Origin of the sequence: Vibrio gigantis, from assembly GCF_024347515.1 — a bacterium.
GTDB lineage: Bacteria > Pseudomonadota > Gammaproteobacteria > Enterobacterales > Vibrionaceae > Vibrio > Vibrio gigantis.
This window is the reverse complement of the sequence record NZ_AP025493.1, coordinates 1640695-1663990: the sequence shown is the minus strand read 5'-3', so window position 1 is coordinate 1663990 and position 23296 is coordinate 1640695. Positions and strand designations below refer to the sequence as shown.

At 44.1% G+C, this 23296-nt stretch carries 18 protein-coding genes; 11 read left to right on the top strand and 7 right to left on the bottom strand.

From position 1 onward, the window contains the following. Positions 1-76 precede the first annotated feature (76 nt). The gene (locus OCV56_RS23395; RefSeq protein WP_086712791.1) at positions 77-865 is read left to right on the top strand and encodes a phytanoyl-CoA dioxygenase family protein; all 789 of its coding nucleotides are present in this window, start codon (positions 77-79) and stop codon (positions 863-865) included. Positions 866-885: 20 nt separating this feature from the next. Next, a complete protein-coding gene (locus OCV56_RS23390) occupies positions 886-1875 on the top strand; it encodes a zinc-dependent alcohol dehydrogenase family protein (RefSeq protein WP_086712790.1) in 990 nt (329 codons plus the stop codon). A gap of 315 nt (positions 1876-2190) precedes the next feature. On the opposite strand, the gene OCV56_RS23385 is transcribed toward OCV56_RS23390, so the two are convergent. Then, entirely contained in the window at positions 2191-3807 is a 1617-nt protein-coding gene (locus OCV56_RS23385; RefSeq protein ID WP_086712789.1) for an endonuclease, read from the bottom strand. Positions 3808-4285: 478 nt separating this feature from the next. On the opposite strand from OCV56_RS23385, the gene OCV56_RS23380 reads away from it, so the two are divergent. The 4 genes from OCV56_RS23380 (at position 4286) to OCV56_RS23365 (ending at position 9024) form a co-directional block, all read left to right on the top strand. Continuing rightward, complete coding sequence (locus OCV56_RS23380) at positions 4286-4996, top strand: ABC transporter ATP-binding protein (protein ID WP_086712788.1); 711 nt, start codon at positions 4286-4288, stop codon at positions 4994-4996. Further along, positions 4983-7493, top strand: coding sequence for an ABC transporter permease (locus OCV56_RS23375; RefSeq protein WP_086712787.1), 2511 nt, complete (start codon positions 4983-4985; stop codon positions 7491-7493). The genes OCV56_RS23380 and OCV56_RS23375 overlap by 14 nt, the downstream gene beginning before the upstream one ends. Next, the gene (locus tag OCV56_RS23370; protein WP_086712786.1) at positions 7493-8638 is read left to right on the top strand and encodes a lipocalin-like domain-containing protein; all 1146 of its coding nucleotides are present in this window, start codon (positions 7493-7495) and stop codon (positions 8636-8638) included. Before OCV56_RS23375 ends, OCV56_RS23370 begins: the two co-directional genes overlap by 1 nt. 176 nt (positions 8639-8814) lie before the next feature. Beyond that, on the top strand, positions 8815-9024 hold the full coding sequence (locus OCV56_RS23365; RefSeq protein ID WP_086712785.1) for a hypothetical protein: 210 nt from the start codon (positions 8815-8817) through the stop codon (positions 9022-9024). Between the two features lie 279 nt (positions 9025-9303). On the opposite strand, the gene OCV56_RS23360 is transcribed toward OCV56_RS23365, so the two are convergent. Next, positions 9304-10092, bottom strand: a complete 789-nt coding sequence (locus OCV56_RS23360; protein ID WP_086712783.1) for an AraC family transcriptional regulator — start codon at positions 10090-10092, stop codon at positions 9304-9306. A 98-nt stretch (positions 10093-10190) separates the two neighbouring features. On the opposite strand from OCV56_RS23360, the gene OCV56_RS23355 reads away from it, so the two are divergent. The 4 genes from OCV56_RS23355 to OCV56_RS23340 all read left to right on the top strand — a co-directional run bounded on the left by OCV56_RS23355 (position 10191) and on the right by OCV56_RS23340 (position 14297). Next, positions 10191-11084 (top strand): DMT family transporter, encoded by an 894-nt coding sequence (locus OCV56_RS23355; protein WP_086712782.1) that lies wholly within the window; start codon positions 10191-10193, stop codon positions 11082-11084. Between the two features lie 185 nt (positions 11085-11269). Then, a complete protein-coding gene (locus OCV56_RS23350) occupies positions 11270-12892 on the top strand; it encodes a peptide ABC transporter substrate-binding protein (RefSeq protein WP_086712781.1) in 1623 nt (540 codons plus the stop codon). A 398-nt stretch (positions 12893-13290) separates the two neighbouring features. After that, positions 13291-13794 (top strand): acyl-CoA thioesterase, encoded by a 504-nt coding sequence (locus OCV56_RS23345; RefSeq protein WP_004737700.1) that lies wholly within the window; start codon positions 13291-13293, stop codon positions 13792-13794. Positions 13795-14024: 230 nt separating this feature from the next. Beyond that, positions 14025-14297, top strand: coding sequence for a hypothetical protein (locus OCV56_RS23340; RefSeq protein ID WP_373960268.1), 273 nt, complete (start codon positions 14025-14027; stop codon positions 14295-14297). A gap of 586 nt (positions 14298-14883) precedes the next feature. On the opposite strand, the gene malG is transcribed toward OCV56_RS23340, so the two are convergent. The 3 genes from malG to malE form a co-directional block, all read right to left on the bottom strand. Continuing rightward, positions 14884-15774, bottom strand: a complete 891-nt coding sequence (gene malG, locus OCV56_RS23335) for a maltose ABC transporter permease MalG (RefSeq protein WP_017633186.1) — start codon at positions 15772-15774, stop codon at positions 14884-14886. A gap of 11 nt (positions 15775-15785) precedes the next feature. Continuing rightward, positions 15786-17357 (bottom strand): maltose ABC transporter permease MalF, encoded by a 1572-nt coding sequence (gene malF / locus OCV56_RS23330; protein ID WP_086712780.1) that lies wholly within the window; start codon positions 17355-17357, stop codon positions 15786-15788. Positions 17358-17436: 79 nt separating this feature from the next. After that, positions 17437-18621 carry a maltose/maltodextrin ABC transporter substrate-binding protein MalE gene (gene malE, locus OCV56_RS23325; protein WP_086712779.1) on the bottom strand — a complete coding sequence of 395 codons (1185 nt, stop codon included), beginning with the start codon at positions 18619-18621 and terminating at the stop codon, positions 17437-17439. A 664-nt stretch (positions 18622-19285) separates the two neighbouring features. Between malE and malK the strand changes: the two genes are divergently transcribed. Then, on the top strand, positions 19286-20398 hold the full coding sequence (gene malK / locus OCV56_RS23320; protein ID WP_086712778.1) for a maltose/maltodextrin ABC transporter ATP-binding protein MalK: 1113 nt from the start codon (positions 19286-19288) through the stop codon (positions 20396-20398). Positions 20399-20593: 195 nt separating this feature from the next. On the opposite strand, the gene OCV56_RS23315 is transcribed toward malK, so the two are convergent. Continuing rightward, positions 20594-20794: a chromosome partitioning protein ParA gene (locus OCV56_RS23315; RefSeq protein ID WP_086712777.1), complete on the bottom strand. Its 201-nt coding sequence runs from the start codon at positions 20792-20794 to the stop codon at positions 20594-20596. A 208-nt stretch (positions 20795-21002) separates the two neighbouring features. Next, positions 21003-22919, bottom strand: coding sequence for a methyl-accepting chemotaxis protein (locus OCV56_RS23310; RefSeq protein ID WP_086712776.1), 1917 nt, complete (start codon positions 22917-22919; stop codon positions 21003-21005). Positions 22920-23296 lie beyond the last annotated feature (377 nt).

Sequence of the window (23296 nt, the reverse complement as noted above, 5' to 3'; positions counted from 1 at the left end):
GAATGACGACTGTCTGGCATTATGCGCCCAAGAAATCTGTGGTTATTACACGGTAAAGAATGAACGAAGGTAGTCAGTGGTAGAAAACAGCCAACAATTAAGCAGCCAATACGACGAGCATGGTTACTTTGTTATCAGAAATTATTTCGATGAAGCTCAGATTGCATCACTTAGAGAAGTCGTGCTGAAATTCCATGAATCATGGAAAGCAGACAACGAAGAGTTCTATCAAGAAGAGGCATTTAACTCATCTTTGATTACCGGAAGCGAGTATCTACCCGCCGACGATAGAACCGTACTCTTTGACTTCATCAGCTCAAAAAAAGTGATGGAAGTGGTCGATGCGGTAATACCGAACAAACCTGCATTCATGAACACGCAGCTGTTCTTCAACCCTGTGAACCCGCAACAAAAAGACTTCTGGCATCGCGACTGTCAATACGACTATGACATTGATGATCAAATGAAGGTCATCATGGAAACCCAAGTATTGCACCTCCGTGTACCTATCTTTGATGAGCCAGGGATGGAGCTTATCCCCGGAACACACAAACGCTGGGACAACGAAGAAGAATACAATGTTCGCCAAGAAGAGAATGGTAAAGTGAGCAGCGATGATATCTCTGGCGGTAAGCAGATACCGTTAGCTGCAGGCGACTTATTGGTATTTTCAGCAGATATGATCCACCGAGGTCGGTACGGGTTGGATCGTTTAGCATTGGATATTTTGATCTTTGATTCGGCGGCAGACTATGTCGACTACGTTGATGACGACTGCTTGCCAACGCCAACAATGCTAAACAATATCGCTGATCCAAGACTGTTTATGAACACGCTACACTTAAAGTCAATGCAGTGCTCATAAACCACAAAGGTGCCCGAACCATGACTGACACTAAGCAAAATACCCGAATTAGCCAGTTCCGTTTCGGGCAGCCGAAAGAGTCTCTCAAGTTAGAACATGTCGCTTTAGGCGCGCTTGATAAAGATAAGGTGCGAGTACGAGTTGAAGCGACCAACATCAATCCTAGTGACCTATTGTCGATTTACGGTGTTGGGCAATACAAACACAGCCACCAGCCGCCGAGAGTGCCGGGGTTTGAAGCTGTTGGAAGGATTGTAGAGTCTGGCCACTCTGAATTTTCTCTGAACCAGCGAGTGTTAGTGGCAACAAGTGGGACATGGCAGAGCTATGTCGATGTGTCACCAGACAACCTTTTCCACCTTCCCCAACACCTAGAAAATGGCTACGCCTGTCAGTTGTACATTAATGCACTCACCGCTTGGGTGTTGACGACAAAAGTGGCGAAGTTGACCCAAGAAGATGTATTAATCATCAATGCAGGTAGCTCAGCCATTGGTAAGATTTTCTCCCAGTTATCGGCATCTCTCGGGTTCAAAATCATTGTCGTAACATCACAGCCCAAACGATATTCAACCACTTCAAATTGGGTGTTAGATGCTAACAATGATTTGGTATCTCAAATTAAGGCATTAGGCTTACCTCAACCAACTGTCGCCTTTGATGCGATTGGCGGGAAACCTGGAACCGAATTGATTCATACCCTAGGTAACAAAGGGCGCTTTATCAACTACGGAACGCTTTCTCTGGATTTTTACGAGCCACGCTTCTTCGAATACGCAAAAAACCTAGCTATCGATTTCAGTACCTTTTTCTTACGTTATTGGGAAGACGCTGAAGGTAAAGATGTTCGCCGTGAAAAGTTCATGGCCATGCTAGAGCACTTCATCGCAAACGACATACAACTCGACGTCGACCGCTGTCTTCCATTAGATGAATTCCAAACCGCGATTGATCTTATCGAATCGAAAACCACGCCTTTGAATGGGAAGATCATATTGCTTCCGGTGTAGATGAAGGTGAAGGGGTACTTTTATGTCAGAAATGTGGTCGGATAAAGGTTAGGTGTAACGTTTCTGGACATCAATGAGCTACAGCTTCCCCTAGATTAGCAATTCATAGATAACTAAAGGTATGGAAAGTCGCTTAACGTAGCGTCCAGTATTGATGGTGCAGATCACTGACAAGTATACGTGACCTTCATGACAATATGCTTTTTCAAATATTTAAAATCATGCTCTCTAATGCCTCTAAATAAAAAAGCCCAAACAAAGGATTGGGCTCAATTCAATAATCATGAAGCCACTGTCTTAGTGGTTATATTCCGATTAATTTCCCCAGATTTGGCTTACAAACTCTGGATGGTCAATAAACGGATTACGATTCCCTTGAAAATCATGTACCGCCTTATTTCGGTCGATTTCTTTTTGGCTTACTGGATCTTCAGAATGCCAACGCTTTAGCATAGTAAGTAGCCAAGGTTCAAAAACGGTTGTATTGGTTCCATCCAGAATGGCATCAGAGCTTGTAGAGTTCCCTTCCCAATTAGCGATTTCATTTTCATAGCGTGTTGCCATGTAGAAATATGCTCTTGCGAAATCACCTTTAAACTCATCAATTGGCTCAAACACAGTCCCCACATAACCAAGAGAGCTCGCTGCACTGCCTAGTTTTGAACCATTACTTGATGTGTATGTTGCACTGCTCACCTCACCAAATGGCCAATTACTGCGTTTCGAGTTAACGTAGCCGTCGGTGGCAAATAGATGATGGCCGTCAGAGTTCATAGGCTCAACTTTCCCACCAAACCAGCTTTTCGGGAAAGAGTGCTCGCGGTTGTAACAATCACCTTCTTTGCTGTATTGACCACATTGATCGACCACCTTAGTAAATTGGATTGAATCTGAGCCTGAAGGTTTCTCCGAATACATATCGAGAATCGACCCATCAGTATCATAGTATGTGTCTAGGTCAGCCTCAGACACCAACGTCCAAATAGCGGTATAACCCTGACTACTATGGTTATCAATAATTTGATATAAGGCTGTTTTTAACGCAAAGCCCACTTTGCCTTCAGCGTCTTTGTAATACTCACCTAAAACTGGTGGTTCAGTTGGTGGTGTAGTTGAGCCACCAATCGTAAATTCTGTACTCTGACTTGCTTGGAAATCACCACCAGATGCCACAACGGTCCCGTTTACCGACAAACTGTATGAACCATTCCCCACACTGCAGCACATTCCATCTCCATAAGAGTCTGAGACTTCTAGGGTGTAGATACCATCCGCTAAACACATTTCCACTTCATTGATGGTGTTACTTTGATAGTCTGAACCAGAATAAAGAGTTTGAGAAACTGAGTTTTTGAGAGACCAACTGGTTTCAGAACCATAGTTATCCGTCACTAGCGTGAGTGCGGCACTTGTGTCATTGCAGCTTTGTGTTGGTGGAGTCTCCGTAGGCTGAAAGTTATCTAAATACACCACTTCCGAGCCATCAAAACCTGCATCATCATAAAATCGTACGCCCACAACGATATCTTTAGTGCTCGTAGCGCTGTACGAGTGAGTTAATGCTTGCCACTGATTCGTTAAACCATTATTCGAGTAGCCTAAATAGCCATCAACAAAAAGGCGAGCTTTCACGTTACCTTCAGTGTGATAAACATCGACAGAGAAATCATAAGTTTTTCCTTGTTCAACACTTATCGTTTGAAGAAAATCGGTATTACTTTGAGTACTTGTATTCACGGTTACTTGTGCAGAGAAACTGCCGTTATTTACAGGATCGGTAGAGAGCGAAAGTGCAATGCCGGAGTCAATCACACTCCATCCAGATGGTACGTTTCCTTCCCAGTTTTCGAAACTTCCATTTTGCATTTGCGCATGCGCACTCGCTGAACAAAGTAATGCAACTCCACTTAGTGTTATTATTCTATTTATCATATAACCTTCTGTTTAATTAGATAAAAACCAACTAAGCTTAGAAAGTAATCAAAAGATGAATGGAGATATAAATCACATTTATAAATGTAAGCATTATCAGTTTTATTAATATATGTGATGTAAAGCATTTACATACATTATTGAAACTCTAGACATGAGGAAAAGTAAGGCAAGTTGCAGAGTTTGAAACTGAGTTCCATTTCCACACACAAGCCCCTTCAACACCTACCAACTCCTTCTAATCTGGTGCACTTAAACCCGAACACAAACCCTCAAACAGTGATTCAAAGCTCCTGTTAACATCTATATTTTTCCTCTAATTAATCTATTTCCAGCCATTCGAAGTACAAGTTATTAATAATTCGATGTAAATCGCTATCTTTTTGAAATTGTTGTCTAAAGTTCTATAGAGCTTATTGAGACGGTAATTGCCACTAAGCGACACCTTTGATGGTTTGTTTAGTTATAAGGAGAGGGAATGGAAAACCCAATTGTCACACTTAAACAGGCCAGCAAAAGCTTTGTTGATGGTAAAGACACCCATAGCGTGTTGGACAGTGTCGATTTCACTTTAGCGACGGGCGCTAGTGTGGCTTTGACTGGTGCGAGTGGCAGTGGAAAGAGTACTTTGCTCAATCTCATCGCAGGCTTTGATCCACTTTCAGGTGGTGAGTTGTGGCTCGATGGTGACAACACGTCGGTTTGGAAAGACCCACAATGGAACCGCTTCCGCCATCAAAAGCTGGGCGTTATCTTTCAGCAATTTAACTTGCTAACCCCACTCAACGTAAAACAAAACATCGCGTTCCCGTTGCATTTGAATCAACAAAAATGGGGCGACTGGTGTGATTACTTAGTGGAAACATTAGGCATCAGCGACCTGCTCAATAGGCATGTATCAGCGCTCTCTGGTGGGCAACAACAAAGAGTAGCGATCGCTCGAGCATTGGCTCACAAACCTAAACTTCTGCTTGCTGATGAGCCCACAGGAAACCTAGATAATAAAGCAGGGTTGGAGGTGATGAAATTACTTAGTGAAATCACTACACAAGGCAACACCGCTGTATTATTGGTGACACACAGCCTTGAATGCGCTGACTTTATGCAGAGACAACTGGTCTTGGACAATGGAAATCTTAAGCCTGTAGACCAAAATCAAGCCAGTGAGATGACTCATGCCAAAGGCTAATTCTACTAATACGGCTGCTCGCTTAGAGATCACGCACACCAAACTTACGCTGAACCTATTCGCCGCACACTATCGCCAGTCTCCTTTGCAAGCTGCGGCGATCTTGATTGGTATTGTGCTAGCGGTCACCTTGTTTGTCGCTGTACAAGCCATCAACTTGAATGCCAAACGCAGCTATGCAGAATCCACCGAACAACTGAGCGCCCAGGCTCAGAACCTAATCATTCCACCAGCAGGACAAAACTACTTACCTGAATCCCTCTACTTCAAGCTAAGACAAAACGGACTCAGCGCAGTACTACCTGTGATTGAAGGGCGTGTGAGAGACAATCAAGGACGTCGTTGGTCAATCCAAGGCAGTGAGCTGATCGCCGCACTCACCTCAAGAGCTCGCTACTCCGAAGAGAACGAACACAACATATCTCTTTTTGATAATGCACTTCCCCTACCTCAGCTCTTAGCTGGCGACCCCATAGTGATGATGAGTCAGTCGCAACATCAAAGCTTGGGAGAAGTAAACACGCTCACTCTAGATGACATCGTTACCCAAGTGGTCGTGCTGCCTGATGAATGGCAGCTGGGTAGCCGAATGCTGATAGATATTGGATTCGCTCAGCAGTTACTCAACAAACAAGGTCAACTGAGCTACATCGCCGTTTTTGATATCAAGAACCAACCACAATATAACTGGCAGAATCTCATCGCAGAACAAGGTCAATGGATCACCAATAATCAAAGTACCGATCTCGGATCTATTACCGACAGCTTTCACCTCAACCTCACTGCCATGAGCTTACTGGCATTCTTGGTTGGTTTGTTCATCGCTTACAACGGCGTGAAGTACAGCTTGCTCAAACGCAATCGACTGTTAGTGCAAATTCAACAAGCCGGGATTGCGCCAAGCATCGTATTTTCAGCTCTGTTAGTCGAGCTGACTCTTTTAGTCACATTGGGCGCGTCGCTTGGTTTCATTCTCGGCATGCAACTCAGCCATTGGCTGCATCCAACCGTCGCGATAACGCTTGAACAACTTTATGGTGCAACACTGCTTCCCGGCACATGGCAGTGGCAATGGTTAGTGCAGGCACTGCTGCTTACGCTGGCCGCAACGCTTGTCGCGTGTTGGCAGCACTTTAAACAGCGAGTGCGACAACCACTCTCTTCCCATGGCGGTTTCTATCAAGCGCCGGAAACGTCAAACGAAAATCAGCTGTTTGTTATCGGGGCAGTATTAACCACTCTCGCGTTAGCAGGGTTATGGTTAAGCGAACATCACCGCTTCACCATGGCGTGGCTAGGCATTTTAGTCGTGTCGATTCCCTTGTATCTACCCAAAACGCTCAGCGTGTTAGCAAATTGGAGCGAGCAGCGCACCAAGTCGGGATTAATACAGTATCTGTTTGCTGAGCTGCGTGAACTGATCTCCCCTCTCTCCCTTGCCATGATGGCATTACTTCTCGCCGTCACCGCCAATATAGGGATGAATACTTTAGTCGGCAGCTTTGAATCCACGTTAAAGCAATGGCTTGAACAACGATTGCATGCTGATATTTACGTTAGCCCAGCCCAAGGTGAAATCGCGAATGTGGAGCGTGCGTTAGAGCAGTCGGAGAACGTTGAAACCGTCTACAAACAATACTACGTCGATGATAACTTGCAGGGCTTACCGACTTTGCTCGGCACCAAAGACAAAGACACACTTGAGCAAACCATGGTGTTCCAATCCCACGTTGATGAATTCTGGACGCGCTTTTACCAAGGTGAATTAGTGGCGATCAGCGAGCCCACAGCGGTGAAGCTCGGCTTGTCACTAGAAAGCTCACTCAAGCTTGATGGGCTCCAAGACAAAACACTCGTTGTCGGGGCGATTTTTCATGATTACGGTTCACCGAATGGCGAAGTATTGCTTGCACCTAATTTATGGCTCGAAAGCGGCTTTACTGACTTACCCACCAGCTTAGGAATCAAAGTCTCTGGCGATCCACAAGTGGTGCACGAACAACTGCGCCAACAGCTGAATCTTCACCCTAGCCAGCTTTACGATCAAGCACAGATCAAATCCCTCGCTTTAGATATCTTTTCACAAACCTTCGCCATTACACGCGCACTGAATGGTGTCACCTTGATGGTCGCCGTCATCGGGTTGTTCTGTGCGTGCTTCATGTTGCTCGATGCACGCAAAGCCGCCATTGCAAGGTTGTATGCGCTCGGTGTTAGTCAACGAAAGTTGATGACGATGGTGGTCGGGCAGATTGTCGTATTAGTTACCTTTACCTTAATTGTCGCCATACCGCTCGGCGCTATGATCGGTTATGTGTTGACGGACATCGTTACCCTGCGCGCCTTTGGTTGGAGCTTAAACTACCTATGGAGTTGGAGTGATGCACTCAGCATCGCAGCCATCACCATTTTAGTCGCTGTGATCGCAACTCTAATCCCACTCTGGCGCTTAGTCAGTAAACCAGTGGTATCTAGCTTGCAGAGCGAGGTGTTGTGATGAATCGACCAATCAGAGTTTTCTTTCTCACACTTAGCATCTTGTTCCTTTTAGGATGTGAAGAGTCTGGACACGACTCTAAACAACAAACAACTCAAAATATGGGCTCAATACTCGGTACTGAAACACAAACTGACGATGAAACAGCAATCGAGAAAGGGCAGTTTTCACCGGTAGTAAAAGGTGTCGACATCACCTTCCCAATCGATCATCAGGCTCATCCTGATTTTCGTCATGAATGGTGGTACTTAACCGGAAACTTAATTGATGAAGAAGGCAATGCGTTGGGCGTGCAGTGGACACAATTTCGCTTCGCGACTGCTCCACAGGAAAACGGCAATAGCACGAAGGAAACTGCATGGCAAAGTCAGCAAATCTACATGGCACACAGCGCTGTCACGACCAAAGACAAACACTACGCCGATGAAAAGTGGTCTCGCGGCCAAACCGAACTTGCGGGTGTTGGCTCGTCACCATTTCGGGTCTATCTCGATGACTGGCAATGGACATCGACTACCGATGACCTCTTCCCTGCGACATTGAATGCCAATTCAGAACAATTTAGTTACTCACTAATACTCACCAGTAACTCGTCATATCAGAAACAAGGCGAGCAAGGCTACAGCACCAAAAGCAGCGACGGAAAAGTGGCTTCTTATTATTACAGCCAACCATTCATTAATGTATCGGGGGAGGTAGTCATTGATGGCGTAACACATCAGGTTTTCGGTAAAGGATGGATAGACAGAGAATGGAGCTCGCAGTTTTTGCTCGACTCGCAACAAGGGTGGGACTGGTTTGCGCTAAGACTGAGTGGTGAAACCAGCTTGGTGGTGTTTCAACTTCGAAACTCAACAACAGGCAAGGCTAATTATTCCCACGCAAGGTTGATGAATCAAGATGGTTCCGGCATTACGATTAAGCAACAAGACATAAGCTTAACCGCTATCAGGCAAACTAAAATCGATGGCCGTGAGTATCCAACAGAGTGGCAAATTTCAATTCCAACTCAACAAATAGAATTGACCGCCTCAGCACTCAATCCAAGTGCCAAAATGCCACTGTCGGTTCCCTATTGGGAAGGGCCAATAATAATTAGAGGCTCCCATTCCGGCTCTGGCTATATGGAATTAACTGGGTACTAAGTCGGGTCGTAACAATGTAGGCACAGACTGAGCTCTTACAGCATAGAGCCTCCACAACAGAGGCTTTTAGTTATTCACCATGTTCTATTTATCTAAACGCTTGTTATAAAATATCTGATTTAATCAAACATAGAGCTACTCTAAAATGTCAACCAAATGGTTAGAGGAAATAGAACATGATTAGCTCGATACATAATGATGAACTCAATAGATACATCGAGAAGCTAGACTTAAATCTTACAAAAGCTCAGATCCGTGAACTTGGCTGGCAGCAAAGTAATGAAGAGGTAAGAAAAGAGAAAACAATCTTGGGCTCGTGGTTTTTCTTTTCTTTCTTTGGCTTATGTGCGTCGGCATGTCTTGCGATACTGATGTATATCTCATGAAGATAAGCAAAACAATGACCACGCATAACCAGCACGGCACGTTCAATTGGTTCGAGGTCGACGGAGAAACATACATATTGTTCAAGGTAGGTAATACAAGCGCTCTATTGAATAGACACTATGACGATGTCACTGAACAACAGAACACAATATACAGACTATTAGACACGCCCCCATAAGATCATACAGCACGTATTTACTGACGGTATGTCTATTCACTTATGCTCTATCTACTCACTAGCTAGCGAAAACATCCGTTCTTTTGGGAATCCGATCGAATTACAACAAACGGTTCTTATACTGTTCTGGCGTTTGGTTCGCGTAACGTTTGAACATAGTGATAAAAGGGCTTGCTTGGTTATAACCTAATGTAAGAGCGACCTCTTTGACCGATTGACCGTTTCTCAACAAGTCCATTGAATATAGGTAGCGCACTCGCAATCGCCACTCTGTAAAACTCATTCCAAGCTCCGTCTGGCAGTGGCGAGAAAGAGTTCTTTCCGTGGTATGGACACGCTCAGCCCAATCTTTCAACGTCACCTCATCGGTTGGATTTTCTTCAACAGAAGCCAATATTGGTGCTAGGTACTTATTGTCGGTTGAAGGCAAAAAGTGATGCTCAACCTCACGCTGCGCAAGCTGGTCAAGCAGTACCTGAACGAGTCTTTGATCTTGCTCTGTTTCCGCAACATTTATTCCACGCTCGCGAAAGTCATCGATGATCGAAGACACAATAGGCGTGATCTTTATAAGACTGGTTTTTTCTGGCAGGTGCTGCGTCAGATCTGGTGCGATGTTTAGCGAACAGTAATCCAAAGGTTTACGGTTATAACTACAGTGCCTTACTCCAGCAGGCACCCAAATAGCAAGATGTGGCGGCGCCAAAAAGCGAGTTCCCTCAGCCTCCATTTCAAGAATTCCACCACTGATCAATTGAACCTGTCCCCATGGGTGACTATGAACTCGAGTTTCAGTGTTCGAAAGAAACGCTTCGAAATTCATAAATACGTTGGATGGTGCCTTGTCAATTGATAAGGATGGGTGAAGGTTTCTTGAGTGTTTTTTCAAACTTGTCTTCCTATCGCGCCTGATGTCTTTCTAAAGATACTTGTAAGTATAACGACCTGTCAAACTAGCCGCATCAACTCATTTGCGACGGAATTCACATGCATTATCTCTTACCATTTTTTACAGTCTGTATTTGGGGCGCCAATGCAATCGTCAACAAGCTTGCTGCAAGTACCATAGAACCTAGCGCGATGAGTTTTTACCGCTGGTTTTTTGCGATGTTAATTCTCACACCTTTCTGCATTCGTCCAGTGATAAAACAATGGGCTGTCATTAAACCAAACCTATCTAAGTTAGCGTTCCTAGGCTTTTTGGGTATGGTGCTGAACCAATCTCTAGGTTACTACGCAGGCTTAACCACAACCGCTTCCAACATGGCATTGATCACATCTTTGGTCCCGTTGATCAGTGTATTCCTAAGCGTTCCTTTGTTGCACAAGTCAATTTCTAGTTTGAGTATTGTTGGTGGTGTGTTGTCACTATCAGGCTTAGCTCTGATGTTAGGTAAAGGCGATCCTTTGTTCTTCATGCATCAGGAGTTAACTCAAGGCGATGGCTACATGCTAATTGCAGCCTTTGTTTATGCTTCTTACTGTGTGTTATTGAAACGCTGGAAAATGCCAATCAGTAGCTGGGTTGTGATTTACATGCAGGGCCTATTTGCCGTCGCGATGCTCATGCCACTTTGGCTTACTAGCGAACAGCTTTTACCACCTCAACAAGCAATTCCATTGATAGCTTACGCCGCGGTCGCCGCTTCGATATTAGCACCTTGGATGTGGGTGAAAGCGATTGACACCATCGGTGCTGATTCCAGTGCGATGTTCATGAATTTACTTCCGGTTGTTGCGATTGTATTGGCCGCGACATGGCTTGGCGAAGAGATTAACCAGTTCCACATCATTGGTGGTGTGATGGTAATTTCAGGCGTGATCCTTGCACAAATCAAAAGAAAACCAAGGCTGGAAGCGCCGCTACCTCAACAAAGTTAGGTCAGTCCCTACATTAAGCTGCCTACATACAAGTTCCATTTAAGAATGCCTGCGTTACTCCGCAGGCATTTTCGTTTTGTTCACATCGCTTTCAAATTCCGTTAATGCACAATTGCTGTGTTGCAACCTGTGACCGACTCATGTTTAATGCATTAAGTACTGTTTAAGTTGTAAAAGGAATTACAATGACTCAACCAAAGCTACCTCTGCTTATCTCATCGCTGATCGCTATCTCTTCAACTTCAGCGATTGCCGCTTCTGTGCCCTCTGGCACTTCACTCGCTGAAGAACAACATTTTGTGCGTGGCAACGGCGCAGAGCCCAACACACTAGATCCTAGTTTCGTCAATTCAGGCATGCCCGGAGACATCATCGTCAATGACATGTTTGAAGGCTTCGTGATCGAGAACAGCGATGGACAAATCATTCCAGGACAAGCTGAAAGTTGGACATTCAGCAACGGTGGCAAAACGGTTACATTCGTTTTAAAAGACGGTCTAAAGTGGTCAAATGGTGATCCGATGACAGCAGCAGACTTCGTGTTTGGTTGGCAGCGCGCTGTATCTCCCAAAACGGGCAACAACACCGGATTTGTGTTCTCAACTGCAAATATCGTCAACGCCAGCGAGATTCTTGCTGGGGACAAAGTTCCTTCGGAGCTTGGAATCAAAGCAATCGACGAGCGCACTGTTGAAATTTCACTTTCAAAGCCAACTCCCTACTTCATGAGTTTAATGAGCATCAAAACCTTCTTCCCTCTCCCAACTAAATTGGTTGAAGAAAAAGGGGAACAATGGACTCGCGCGGAAAACATTGCGACCAACGGTGCTTACACTCTAAGTAAATGGGTTCCCAATGAATACGTCGAAGTGAAGAGAAACCCAAACTATTGGGATAACGATTCAACGGTTATCAATAAGGTAACCTACCTAGGTTTATCGTCTCAAAACGCTGAGCTTATTCGTTATCAGTCTGGTGAGATTGATATGACCAATCGCGTACAGCTTGAGTACTACCAAAAACTTGTCAAAGAGAGCCCTGAGCAAATTAAAGCACAAGCTTTGCTAGGTTCGTATGTCTACTCGTTCAACACTCGTCAGGCACCATTTGATGATGTCAGAGTACGTCAAGCACTAAGCATGGCCGTTGACCGTGGGATACTTGTAGATAAGGTAACAGGGCAAGGTGAACCAGAAGCCTACAGCGTGACACCGAATAATATTCCTGACTACACAGCGCCTTTATCCGAATTTAGTGCTTTGGACAGCGCTCAGCGTTTAACAAAAGCCAAAACGCTACTTGAAGATGCAGGGTACAACGAAGATAATCCACTCAAATTTACACTGACATACAACACCAGTGAGAATCATAAAAAAATAGCTATTGCGATTGCCTCGATGTGGAAGCCACTTGGCGTAAAAGTTGAGTTGCAAAACATGGAATGGAAAGCGTATGTCGCAGCGAAAGGAACCGGAGACTATCAACTTGCTCGTTCATGGGCATTCGGCGATTACCCGGAACCCTCTGCTCTTCTAGAAGCATTCACTTGCGATCACACAGCAAACGAAAGCGGTTTCTGTAATCCAGACTACGATGAGCTTTTACAGCAAGCAAGTAAGACGGAAGATCAGACTAATCGCTTTGCTTTATACCAGCATGCTGAGTCTATTTTAAATGAATCTGCAGCAGTTATGCCTATACATCACTACAATCACACTCGATTAGTGCGAAATACTCTCAAAGGCTTCCCAAACAACAATCCGAAAGGAAATATCTACGCGAAGGATCTATACTTCATACAACAGTAAAAGTGAGCTCAGCAATAAAGACTTTTAACTACCACTTTGGTGGTAATAAAGATAGAATCACTTTAACGAGACCAGATAAAACAACGGTTAGTTGGCTAACATTATAAAGGTACCGCGATGAGTACCTAACGGCTTAGAAACACCTAGCACTATGCTAGGTGTTTTTTTTCCAATCGACCTTTCTAGAGACTGTCACAATATTTCGAATCTCTTGCTTGATATAACTTCATTTACTTTGCTATACACCTTTAAACACCAATATTCATCAACTTCTCATTTGTTTGAAAAAAATAATCTTAACCGTGAGATTATCCGCTTTAACTTATGTCATCTTAAGTATATTGTTATTAGCAAGTAACAAGCATGTTATGCAGCAAAATAATAATGAAGGAAGATAGATGAGCAGTAACAATAGCCGACAAGATGGAAAACGAGACGTTACTCTGCGTTTTTTAGCTGAACCTGGGGATGTGAACTTTGGTGGTAAAGTTCATGGTGGTGCAGCAATGAAGTGGATCGATTTAGCAGCCTACGCTTGTTCTGCAGGTTGGAGTGGTAAATACTGTATAACAGCCTATGCTGGTGGAATTCGATTCGTTGCCCCAATTCACGTAGGCAACCTTGTAGAGGTAAGTGCAAAAGTCATCTATACCGGCTCATCTTCAATGCATATAGCTATCGACGTGCAAGCAAGTGACCCTAAAGAGCTCAATAACCGCCTAACAACTCACTGTATCGTTATTATGGTTGCGGTCGATGAAAATGGTAACCCAACGAAAGTGCCAGAGTGGATACCAGAAACTCCAGAAGACATCGAATTGCGAGATTCGGCTATTCGCCTAATGAATATGCGAAAACAGATTGGTGAAGAGATGGAAGCTCACGTGAAGTACCTCAAGTAAGGCCCACCAACGACTGCCCCCTACAAACCTTATTACAATGCCAAGCACCTGCTTGGCATTGATTTATTTGATACCTTAGCGCTCTACACAGCCAAACCAGTTGCCCCATGCGGCAATAAGAGCGTGATACTCAGCCAAAGGTTGAAATGAATCAACACGAGTTCAAAGAATTATTTTGACTGTCATAAAGTCGTCATTTAGCTCTGATTAAATACCGCCAATCATAATGGATGTATTTGAATTTCCCGGAGCCACACTTGAGCGTTACACGCCCCACTCTTAGCGAAGCTACACTGAACAATTTGAAGGCTGTTGAGTATCAATGGGTTAGAACCTTGTACGTCGAGGGCTACGACAGTAATGAAATTAATCACTACATCCAGACGTGCTTCGGTGGTGACTCGACGTTTGCGGACTTGTTTCGTCGCGTGGCACTGGATCAAGAAAGTATCTATGTACTACTGCAACACCTTGGATGTGCTCCTTCAAGTAAAGAGTTCTAACTCAATATTCAACCAAACACTTCACAAAATACATACCCCAGATAACTTATATAAACACAATAAATAACGAGAAAAACTCTAAAATACACAATTGTGTCTATATCCATTTTTTATGCAATTTCAGTAGTTGTTGCATACAAATCATTGAAGTATCACGCAATGGAATATTAGCAATATATCAATAGACCAATAGCCCCTTATACTGAATGTCTGATTTGTAAGACTAGTTCATTTCCTCAAGTAACCGGGATGATGTGGTCGATATTTAGGAGAGAAGTGACTCGAAACTTTGAATGCTCAAGCCGTTATAAACACAAAATTTACGCTGGGCACACTGTTGACGAGTAAAGCTGACACAAAAGTAAGATTAAAAACAGCAGGCATAAAAAAACCCAAGTAAATACCTGGGTTAGAGTTACAAAAACCACTAATCATTAATAGCGTAAGGAACCTGATTAGTAGCCAGCTATGCGTAACCTGAGGGTTATTTTTATTACTGATCGGCGGCCAAACCAAATGATGTAATAAAAATGCCAATATAGAGCGACCTAAAAGGTCGCTCTTTGTCTTTCTTATAGGGTATAGCTTATCCTTTTACACCACCTGCCGTCAAACCGCCAACTAACCAACGTTGAGCAAGTAAGAACACGATAGTAATCGGAAGTGCTGATAGTACAGCCGCCGCCGCAAAGTCACCCCATAGGTAGTTCTGAGGGTATAGGTACTGCTGCATACCTACTGCTAGCGTATAAGAGTTCACATCAGTTAACAGAATAGAAGCTACTGGAACTTCACCAACTGTCGCAATGAAAGATAGGATAAACACAACTGCTAGAATTGGCACAGACAGCGGTAATAGAACCAGTCTGAATGCTTGCCAAGGCGTTGCACCATCCAACGCCGCAGCTTCTTCCAGTGAGTTATCAATCGTCTCAAAGTAACCCTTAATAGTCCAAACGTGCAGCGCAATACCACCAAGGTAAGAGAAGATTAGACCGCCATGTGTGTTCAAGCCTAAGAACGGGATGTACTGACCAAGCTTGTCAAACAACGCGTAGATAGCGACTAGAGCCAGTACTGCTGGGAACATCTGGAAAATCATCATCGCTTTCAAGATTGTTTCTTTACCCTTGAAGCGCATACGCGCAAATGCGTAAGCCGATGTCGTAGACAATGCCACAATCAAAATAGACGTAACACCCGCTACTTTAACCGAGTTCCATAACCAAGTTAGAACAGGAAATGGAGGTGGCGTTACCGAGCCATCTGCGTTCGTTACTGAAATTCCCAATGCTAGCTTCCAGTGCTCCAAAGATGGATTATCCGGAATCAAGCTACCCGTTGCGAAGTTACCTTCACGGAATGAGATTGCGATAATCATCAGTAGTGGGAAGATAATCATTGCCAAGAAGCACCACAACACTGCATGCGTTGCCCATACTCGGTATTTAAGGCCTTTACCTTGTACCATAGCCATTGTCGTGCTCCTTAATCTTGAGACAGTTTAGTGAAACGAAGGTTTAGTAACGCTAGTGCACCAACCAATAGGAAGATAAGCGTTGCGATAGCACTTGCTAGACCGAAGTCTTGACCGCCGCCGCCTTCGAATGCAATTCGGTAGGTGTAGCTTACAAGCAAGTCTGTGTAACCCGCTGGCTCAGAAGTACCAATCATGTTCGGGCCACCGTTCGTCAATAGTTGAATCATTACAAAGTTGTTGAAGTTAAAGGCAAACGCTGCAATCAATAGCGGTGTAAGCGGTTTAATCATCAATGGGAACGTAATGCGCTTGAAGTTATCAAGGAAGTTCGCACCATCGATCGCTGACGCTTCGTATAAATCATCAGGAATCGCTTTAAGTAGACCCATACATAGAATCATCATGTAAGGGAAGCCTAGCCATGTGTTAACAATCAACACCATGGTTTTCGCAAGAATCGGATCTGAGAACCAGTTCGGGCTCAAGCCGAAGATATTCTCAAGCACCATGTTGATCTCACCAAAGCTCTGGTTGAATAGACCCTTAAAGATAAGAATCGAGATGAACGCTGGTACGGCGTAAGGCAGAATCAGTAGAACACGATAGATAGAACGACCTTTCAGCTCTTCCCACTGTACGATGTTTGCAAGCACAAGGCCGATAACCAGTGTGAACGCCACAGTACATACCGAGAAAATAACCGTCCATATAAAGATACTGATGAAAGGTTCTTTGATGCCATCATCTTTCCATACACGTTCAAAGTTGTGCGTGCCAATGCTAACCACAAAACCTGGAGAGATGGTATTACCCGTAAACTCACCGTTTGCATCAACAGGTTGGTAGAAACCCACATCCATATTTGGCTTGAGAACTTCACCCGTTTCATTGTTGATTAACGTTTCTTCATCGTCTTGTAGTGTGTAAAGCGGAGCAACAGAAGCAAACTTACGTAAGCCACTCATGCGGATGTCATCACCATTTGGTAGATTAAAATCAACACCACTGATCGCTGCTCGGTTTTGGATGATCGCTTTAATCTTCTCTTTTTCACCTTGCGCAGACTCGATCGCAGACAGGTCCATTTCTGTCACTATCATATTGTCTAGAGAAAATACGTCAGTTGCTAACAGTTGGTCGCCATCTTTAACCACGATCTGGTGGCCGTCGTCTGTCTTGTACAAAGTGAATGGGTAGCTATCACCACTTTGGAAGGTGCGATCTAAAAGAACGGTTTGAGTTCGTTCTAAAGAAAGCTGGTTTTTTGCGCTGTAGTTTGTAAACGCAAGCCCTACGGTGTATGCCAATGGGAAAAGAATGAACAAGATCATTCCGGCAATACCTGGGTAAATATAACGGTGGGCGTAAGTTTTCTTACTACCAAAAATGTAAAGTGCCAAAGCCGTTAAGATCACTGTAAGCAGCGCAAAAGCGAGCTCACCGCGAGAATACATTAGAATTGTAGCGTAGCCGTTAATTAAGCCAACGCTACCAAGCAACCCCCATTTGATGAAGACGCTTTTACTGCCTGGAAGGCTTGATGGTGCTGGGATAGCATCTGTACCTTGAACTGACTGCATAGAGGAACCTGCTAGCGATATAGATAAAAATAGAAAAGTAAGGAGAGGTTGCCCCCTCCTTAAAGGTAGTGCTTGGTTGTTACTTAGTCATACGACCTTCAGCAGCTTTTAATGCTTGGTCAACAGTTTGGCGACCATCAACTACGTTGCCGATAGCTTCTTCCATGCTGTACCAGAATGTAGTGAACTGAGGGATGTTAGGCATGATTTCGCCGTTCATCGCGTTGTCCATTGTTGCTGCAATACGAGTATCGCTGTCTAGTTGACGTTGGAAAGAGTTAAGAGCAACAGCGCCAAGTGGCTTGTCGTCATTTAGGCTCTTCATACCTTCATCAGTTAGTAGGTAGTTTTCCATGAACTCAACCGCTAGGTCGCGGTTTGGAGAAGCAGTGCTGATACCACCAGCCCATACACCAACGAAAGGTTTAGACGCTTTACCGTTGAATTTAGGTAGCGTTGTTACACCGTAGTCTACGCCTGCTTTCTCGATGTTTGCCCAGCCCCAAGGGCCGTTGATTGTCATTGCAACGTTACCCGCAACGAATTCAGACTCAGCAACTGAGTAATCCATGTCTGCAGAGATAACTTTGTCTTGAACCATCTTCTCGATGAAACCTAGTGACTTCTGAACACCGTCAGACGCTACACCCGCATCTTTAATGTCGTAGCCTTCAGCCGTTTGTTTGAATGCGTAACCGCCGTCAGCTGCAAGTAGAGGCCATGTGAAGTAAGCGCCGCCACGTAGAGGCCACATGATCGCTTTCTTGCCATCTTTTTGAAGCTCAGCGTTAAGTGCTGGGATCTCTTCCCAAGACTTAGGTGGGTTAGGAACAAGCGCTTTGTTATAAATTAGAGAAACTGACTCAACAGCAACAGGGTATGCGATTGTTTTACCTTCGTATGAAACAGCGTCCCATGCAAAGTCTACGATACCTTCTTTAGTTTCTTTAGAAGGTTTGATATCAACAAGAAGACCCGCTTCCGCAAAACCACCAAAACGGTCGTGTGCGTAGAAAATCATGTCTGGGCCGTCACCAGCCGCTGCAACTTGAGAGAATTTCTCTTCTAGTTTGTCAGGGAAAGCGACTGTTACTTTAACGCCAGTATCTTCTTCAAAGCGTTTACCTACTTCAGCCATGCCTTCGTAAGCTTTATCACCACCTACCCAGATTGTTAGTTGTCCTTCTTCGATAGCAGCGTTTGCACCAAAAGAACCCAGAGCAACTAATGTACCTAGAGCTACAGCGCTTAGAGCGTTTTTCATGTGAATATCCTTTTTATATTTATACGTAGGGCACATCTACCAAGACGAGCCAGTTTTCGGAGGTTATGATCTGAGAAAACAGACCCTAGCTCATCATCCTAGCCACTACGCCCTAGCTATTATGGCTTAAATTCGTGATCGCCATCCGGTCAGATTAGAGACTGAAATCACAAAACACATACTCATCGTGATCAACATCACCGTTATGTGGTGGATTTATTTGAACTGGATCGCCAATTATTAATAACCCCATTTATCTACTCCTCCCCTCCTACTCCCCCTTGTTAATTTTCCATTAGGAGGATGTACCCTTACGCCAATTCACCGAAACTGCATTCATCCAAGAGTGGATAGTAAGAACCCTTTACCGGCAAGTGTTATGCGTTGACGCATTATTCATTTAGTTGGCTTCACTGCCCGCTGGTGCCTGATATTAGCATCGAGCTAAATCTGTGATGGAATCACGGGGGAGGTTTAGCTGGATGTGGGGGAAATGGGCATCAGTTTGGCTATGATGGGTGGGCTTGGTTAAAGAAACCAAGTCTCACCCACTTTTTTCTTACTCACTCAATACTTACCAATTCCTACAGTTACTGCTGAACCAAAAATTTCTTATAATGATAAGCAGTAAAACTTAAAATTTGATCGATCGAGGACAAGCTAGATGGCGAGTGTCACGTTAAAAAACGTTTATAAATCATATGGTGATGTACAGATTTCTAAGGACGTAACCTTAGACATCAACGAAGGTGAATTCGTAGTATTCGTTGGACCATCAGGTTGTGGTAAATCGACGCTATTACGTTGTATCGCAGGTCTAGAAGACATTACGTCTGGTGATTTGTACATTGGTGACCAACGCATGAACGACGTTGAGCCATCAAAGCGTGGCGTAGGTATGGTATTCCAATCTTACGCGCTTTACCCTCACCTTAACCTTTACGACAACATGTCTTTTGGTCTTAAGCTAGCGAACGCTGATAAAGCTGAGATTGATAAACGTGTTGAGCATGCCGCTGAAATCCTTCAGCTTGGTCACCTATTAGAGCGTCAACCTAAAGCGCTTTCTGGTGGTCAACGTCAACGTGTTGCAATTGGTCGTACTCTGGTTTCTCAACCAAACGTATTTCTGCTTGATGAGCCGCTATCTAACCTAGATGCTGCACTTCGTGTTCAAATGCGTTCACAAATCACGAAACTACAACGCCAGCTTGGTTGCACCATGATCTACGTTACCCACGACCAAGTGGAAGCGATGACAATGGCGGATAAGATCGTTGTTCTTGATGGTGGTTATGTATCTCAAGTCGGTAAGCCGCTTGACCTTTACCACTACCCTCAAAACCGTTTCGTTGCTGGTTTTATTGGTTCACCGAAGATGAACTTTATGTCTGTACATATTGAGCAAGCTGAAGCAGAACGCGTATTAGTACAACTTTCTAACGGCATGACTTTCTGGATTCCTGTTGACGGAACGACAGTCAATGCAGGTGACCGCATGTCTCTGGGTGTTCGTCCTGAGCACTTGATGTCTGCTGAAGCGGGTGATGCAACGATTGAAGGTGAAGTGATGATCGTTGAGAAGCTAGGTAACGAAACTCAAGTTTACCTAAACCTTGAAAGCGCGGATGCTGACGTCATATACCGTCAACCAGACACGCTAACGGTTGAACCTGGTGACAAGCTAGCAATTGGTATTCCAGCGCACCGTTGCCACTTGTTCCACAGCGATGGTCGCGCATGTCGTCGTTTATACAAAGAGTACGGCACAGACTAATCACCAAGCCTTTAAGATATAACTTGCCCAATTAAAATCCCTCTTACGTTGTAAGGGGGATTTTTCTTTAGAGCAGACCTGCAATCAACAAGCAATAAAAAAGGCCTAGCGCGTGCTAGACCTTTATCTGTTAGTCAGGCTATAAACCCAACCGCATTATCACTTCTTTCAGACATGAAACCTGTCTAAGTCAACTTAGTGGATTGGCGTATCATTCTTCTTGTTGAACTGACCAAAGTGCGCTTCTAATATTTCTGGGGTCAGTTTGCCTTCAGCTTCTAGTCGCTTAAATTCAGCAACGATCGCTTTCTGCTCTTCAATTGATGGCAGTTTTACCTCTGGCTCATCACCCATCTCTTGAGTCATCTGCTCTAGTTCTTTTTCAAAATCGCTCATGATACTTACCTAAATATTAAACCTAACAAGATTTTACTCATTTCCGCTCTGTGATGCTAGGTTGATTGAAAGTAAAGCCTGAAACCAGATCAAGCTAAAGTCAGTTAGAAGAAAATAAGCCCATAAATAAAAAGAGCCGGATTCACGATGAAATGAATCCAGCTCTTAGTCTATGCCCCTAACCTAAGCCATTTTCGGATCTAAGGAATTAAAGCTTAAACGAACCAACCATCTTATCCAGACGAGAAGAAAGATCTCGAAGCTCTTGGCTCGCTTCAGCAAGTTGCTCAGCAGTGCCAGTTGTCACTTCGTTAATTGCGTTGATCTCTTCAATGTTCTGGTTGATGGTATGAACTACGGTTGATTGCTCTTCCGTTGCCGTTGCCACTTGAGTGTTACGGTCGGTAATGTCAACGATACGGTCAGAAATACCACCCAATACATCAACCGCTTCATCCGATGCCGATACACCTTCAAGCGTAATCACTTTACCTGCACTCATCGCCGTTACTGCATCTTTAGCATCGCTTTGCAGTTGGTTGATCATCTTCTGAATCTCTTCCGTTGAGTCTGCTGTGCGACTTGCTAAGTTACGTACTTCATCTGCTACTACGGCAAAGCCACGGCCTTGTTCACCGGCACGTGCGGCTTCAATCGCTGCGTTCAATGCGAGTAAATTAGTTTGCTCTGAAATATCACGAATAACACCCAGAATAGAACCGATATCCTGTGTTGTAGAAGCGAGCTGCTCTACTACCTGCCCCGTACTTTCGATATCTTGCGCTAAACGGCTGATTGCGTCTTTTGCTTTGTTTACCACAGAGCGACCAACTTCAGTGTTACCCGAAGCTTGTGTTGCCGTTTCTGCTGCGGTTGCCGCGTTCGATGCAATCTCGCTGATGGTCATGCCCATCTGATTAATGGCTGCAACGACTTGAAGGGTTTGATCTCGTTGCTCTTGGCTGTTGTCGTGGGTGATGTGTGCTTTATTAGAAACGCTCTCTGCCGCCACTTGAAGCGCTTGGCTTGTAGAGCATACCTCTTTCATCGACTCATGAATCTTCTCAATGAAACCGTTGAAGCCTTTTGAAAGCTGAGCGATTTCATCATTGCCTTTCACTTCGATGCGCTGCGCAAGGTCACCGTCACCTTCACCAAGGTCACTGAAACGCTTAGCCAGTAGCTTAATTGGCTGGGTAATGCTGTTCGCTAGTACTACGCCCATCAAGATAAATGCTAATGCCACAACCGCCGTCATGATCAGCATCTTTTGTGCTGTCTCATCGAGCTCAGCAAACACTTCACCTGTTGGAACCACACCAATAACAAACCAATCCATTGATGACACATACAAACTTGCGACAAACAGTTCTTGGCCTTGGCTTTCCGTAGTGATCAGGTTAAAGCCTGACTTATTCAGAAGTTGGCTCGCTTGAGAACCGTAAAGTTGTTGAAGAGAAGAGTCACTGCGAGAACGCTCACGGTGAATCTGCACGTCACCTTGGCTGTCGGTTAAGAACACAAAACCAGTATTCTCAATTTTGAAGCCATTAAGAAGGCTCACCATGTCGTCCATCGATTTTGATAGACCAGACATCGCTAGACCAGAAGGCTGCTGGTAGTTAGCGAACATCTTCACTTCACCATTAGCTTCTTGGAACATGCTTACCATGGTTGGCTGCCCAGATTGAGTAAAGCCAAAAAACCAACCATCTTGTTGTTGGTTAAGCTGGCGTAGGAAGCCATTTTGGTTCCAGTAATACGCCGTTTGACGATTCGCTACTGAAGCATCATTTAAGTTGTATTGGTTACGCACATTATTCAGTTGTTTAACCAACTTACTCTCTAACGCTGGATCGCGGTCTGTAGACTCGATTGCATCAGAAATAAATTCATTTGAAGCAATTTGCTCAGCGGCCAACAATAACTGAGAAACTTCCCTGTCAATTTCACCATTGATTCGCTCTAACATTCCCGGAAGTTCAATATCGATCAATCGATGACTTAATACATCTCTTGCTTGCTGCTGCGCCATCGCGCCCACAATGACCGTAGATGCAAGAACCGCAAAAGTAATACCTAGTACTACCTTTTGCTTAATACTCAGAGAGTTAGTTTTAAACATATTTGGACCTTTAGAAAGAATCGCTCTTAATTCGTATCCCCAAAACAGGGCTTATTCGTGCACTCTCTAGCTGAAATGCACAGTCTGAGTTATGTATCGGCAAGGATTGATAAAACTAGAGACTTTTCTCGCAAAAAACTGCAAAAACAATGCAACAGGAATAACTATTCAAAATACACATAAAACAAAACAGGCATACACCGTTCAAATTTAAAATTAATTATAAATATCAAGATATTAGATTCGCACCAAGTACAAGTTTTATTATATAAATGTCGATTGATATGGTAAAAATCATGATCCACTGTGTTTAAAACTAACCGATTGTGAGTCATTCCATTTTTGAAACAATAAATTACGTAGATGAACCGGAACTT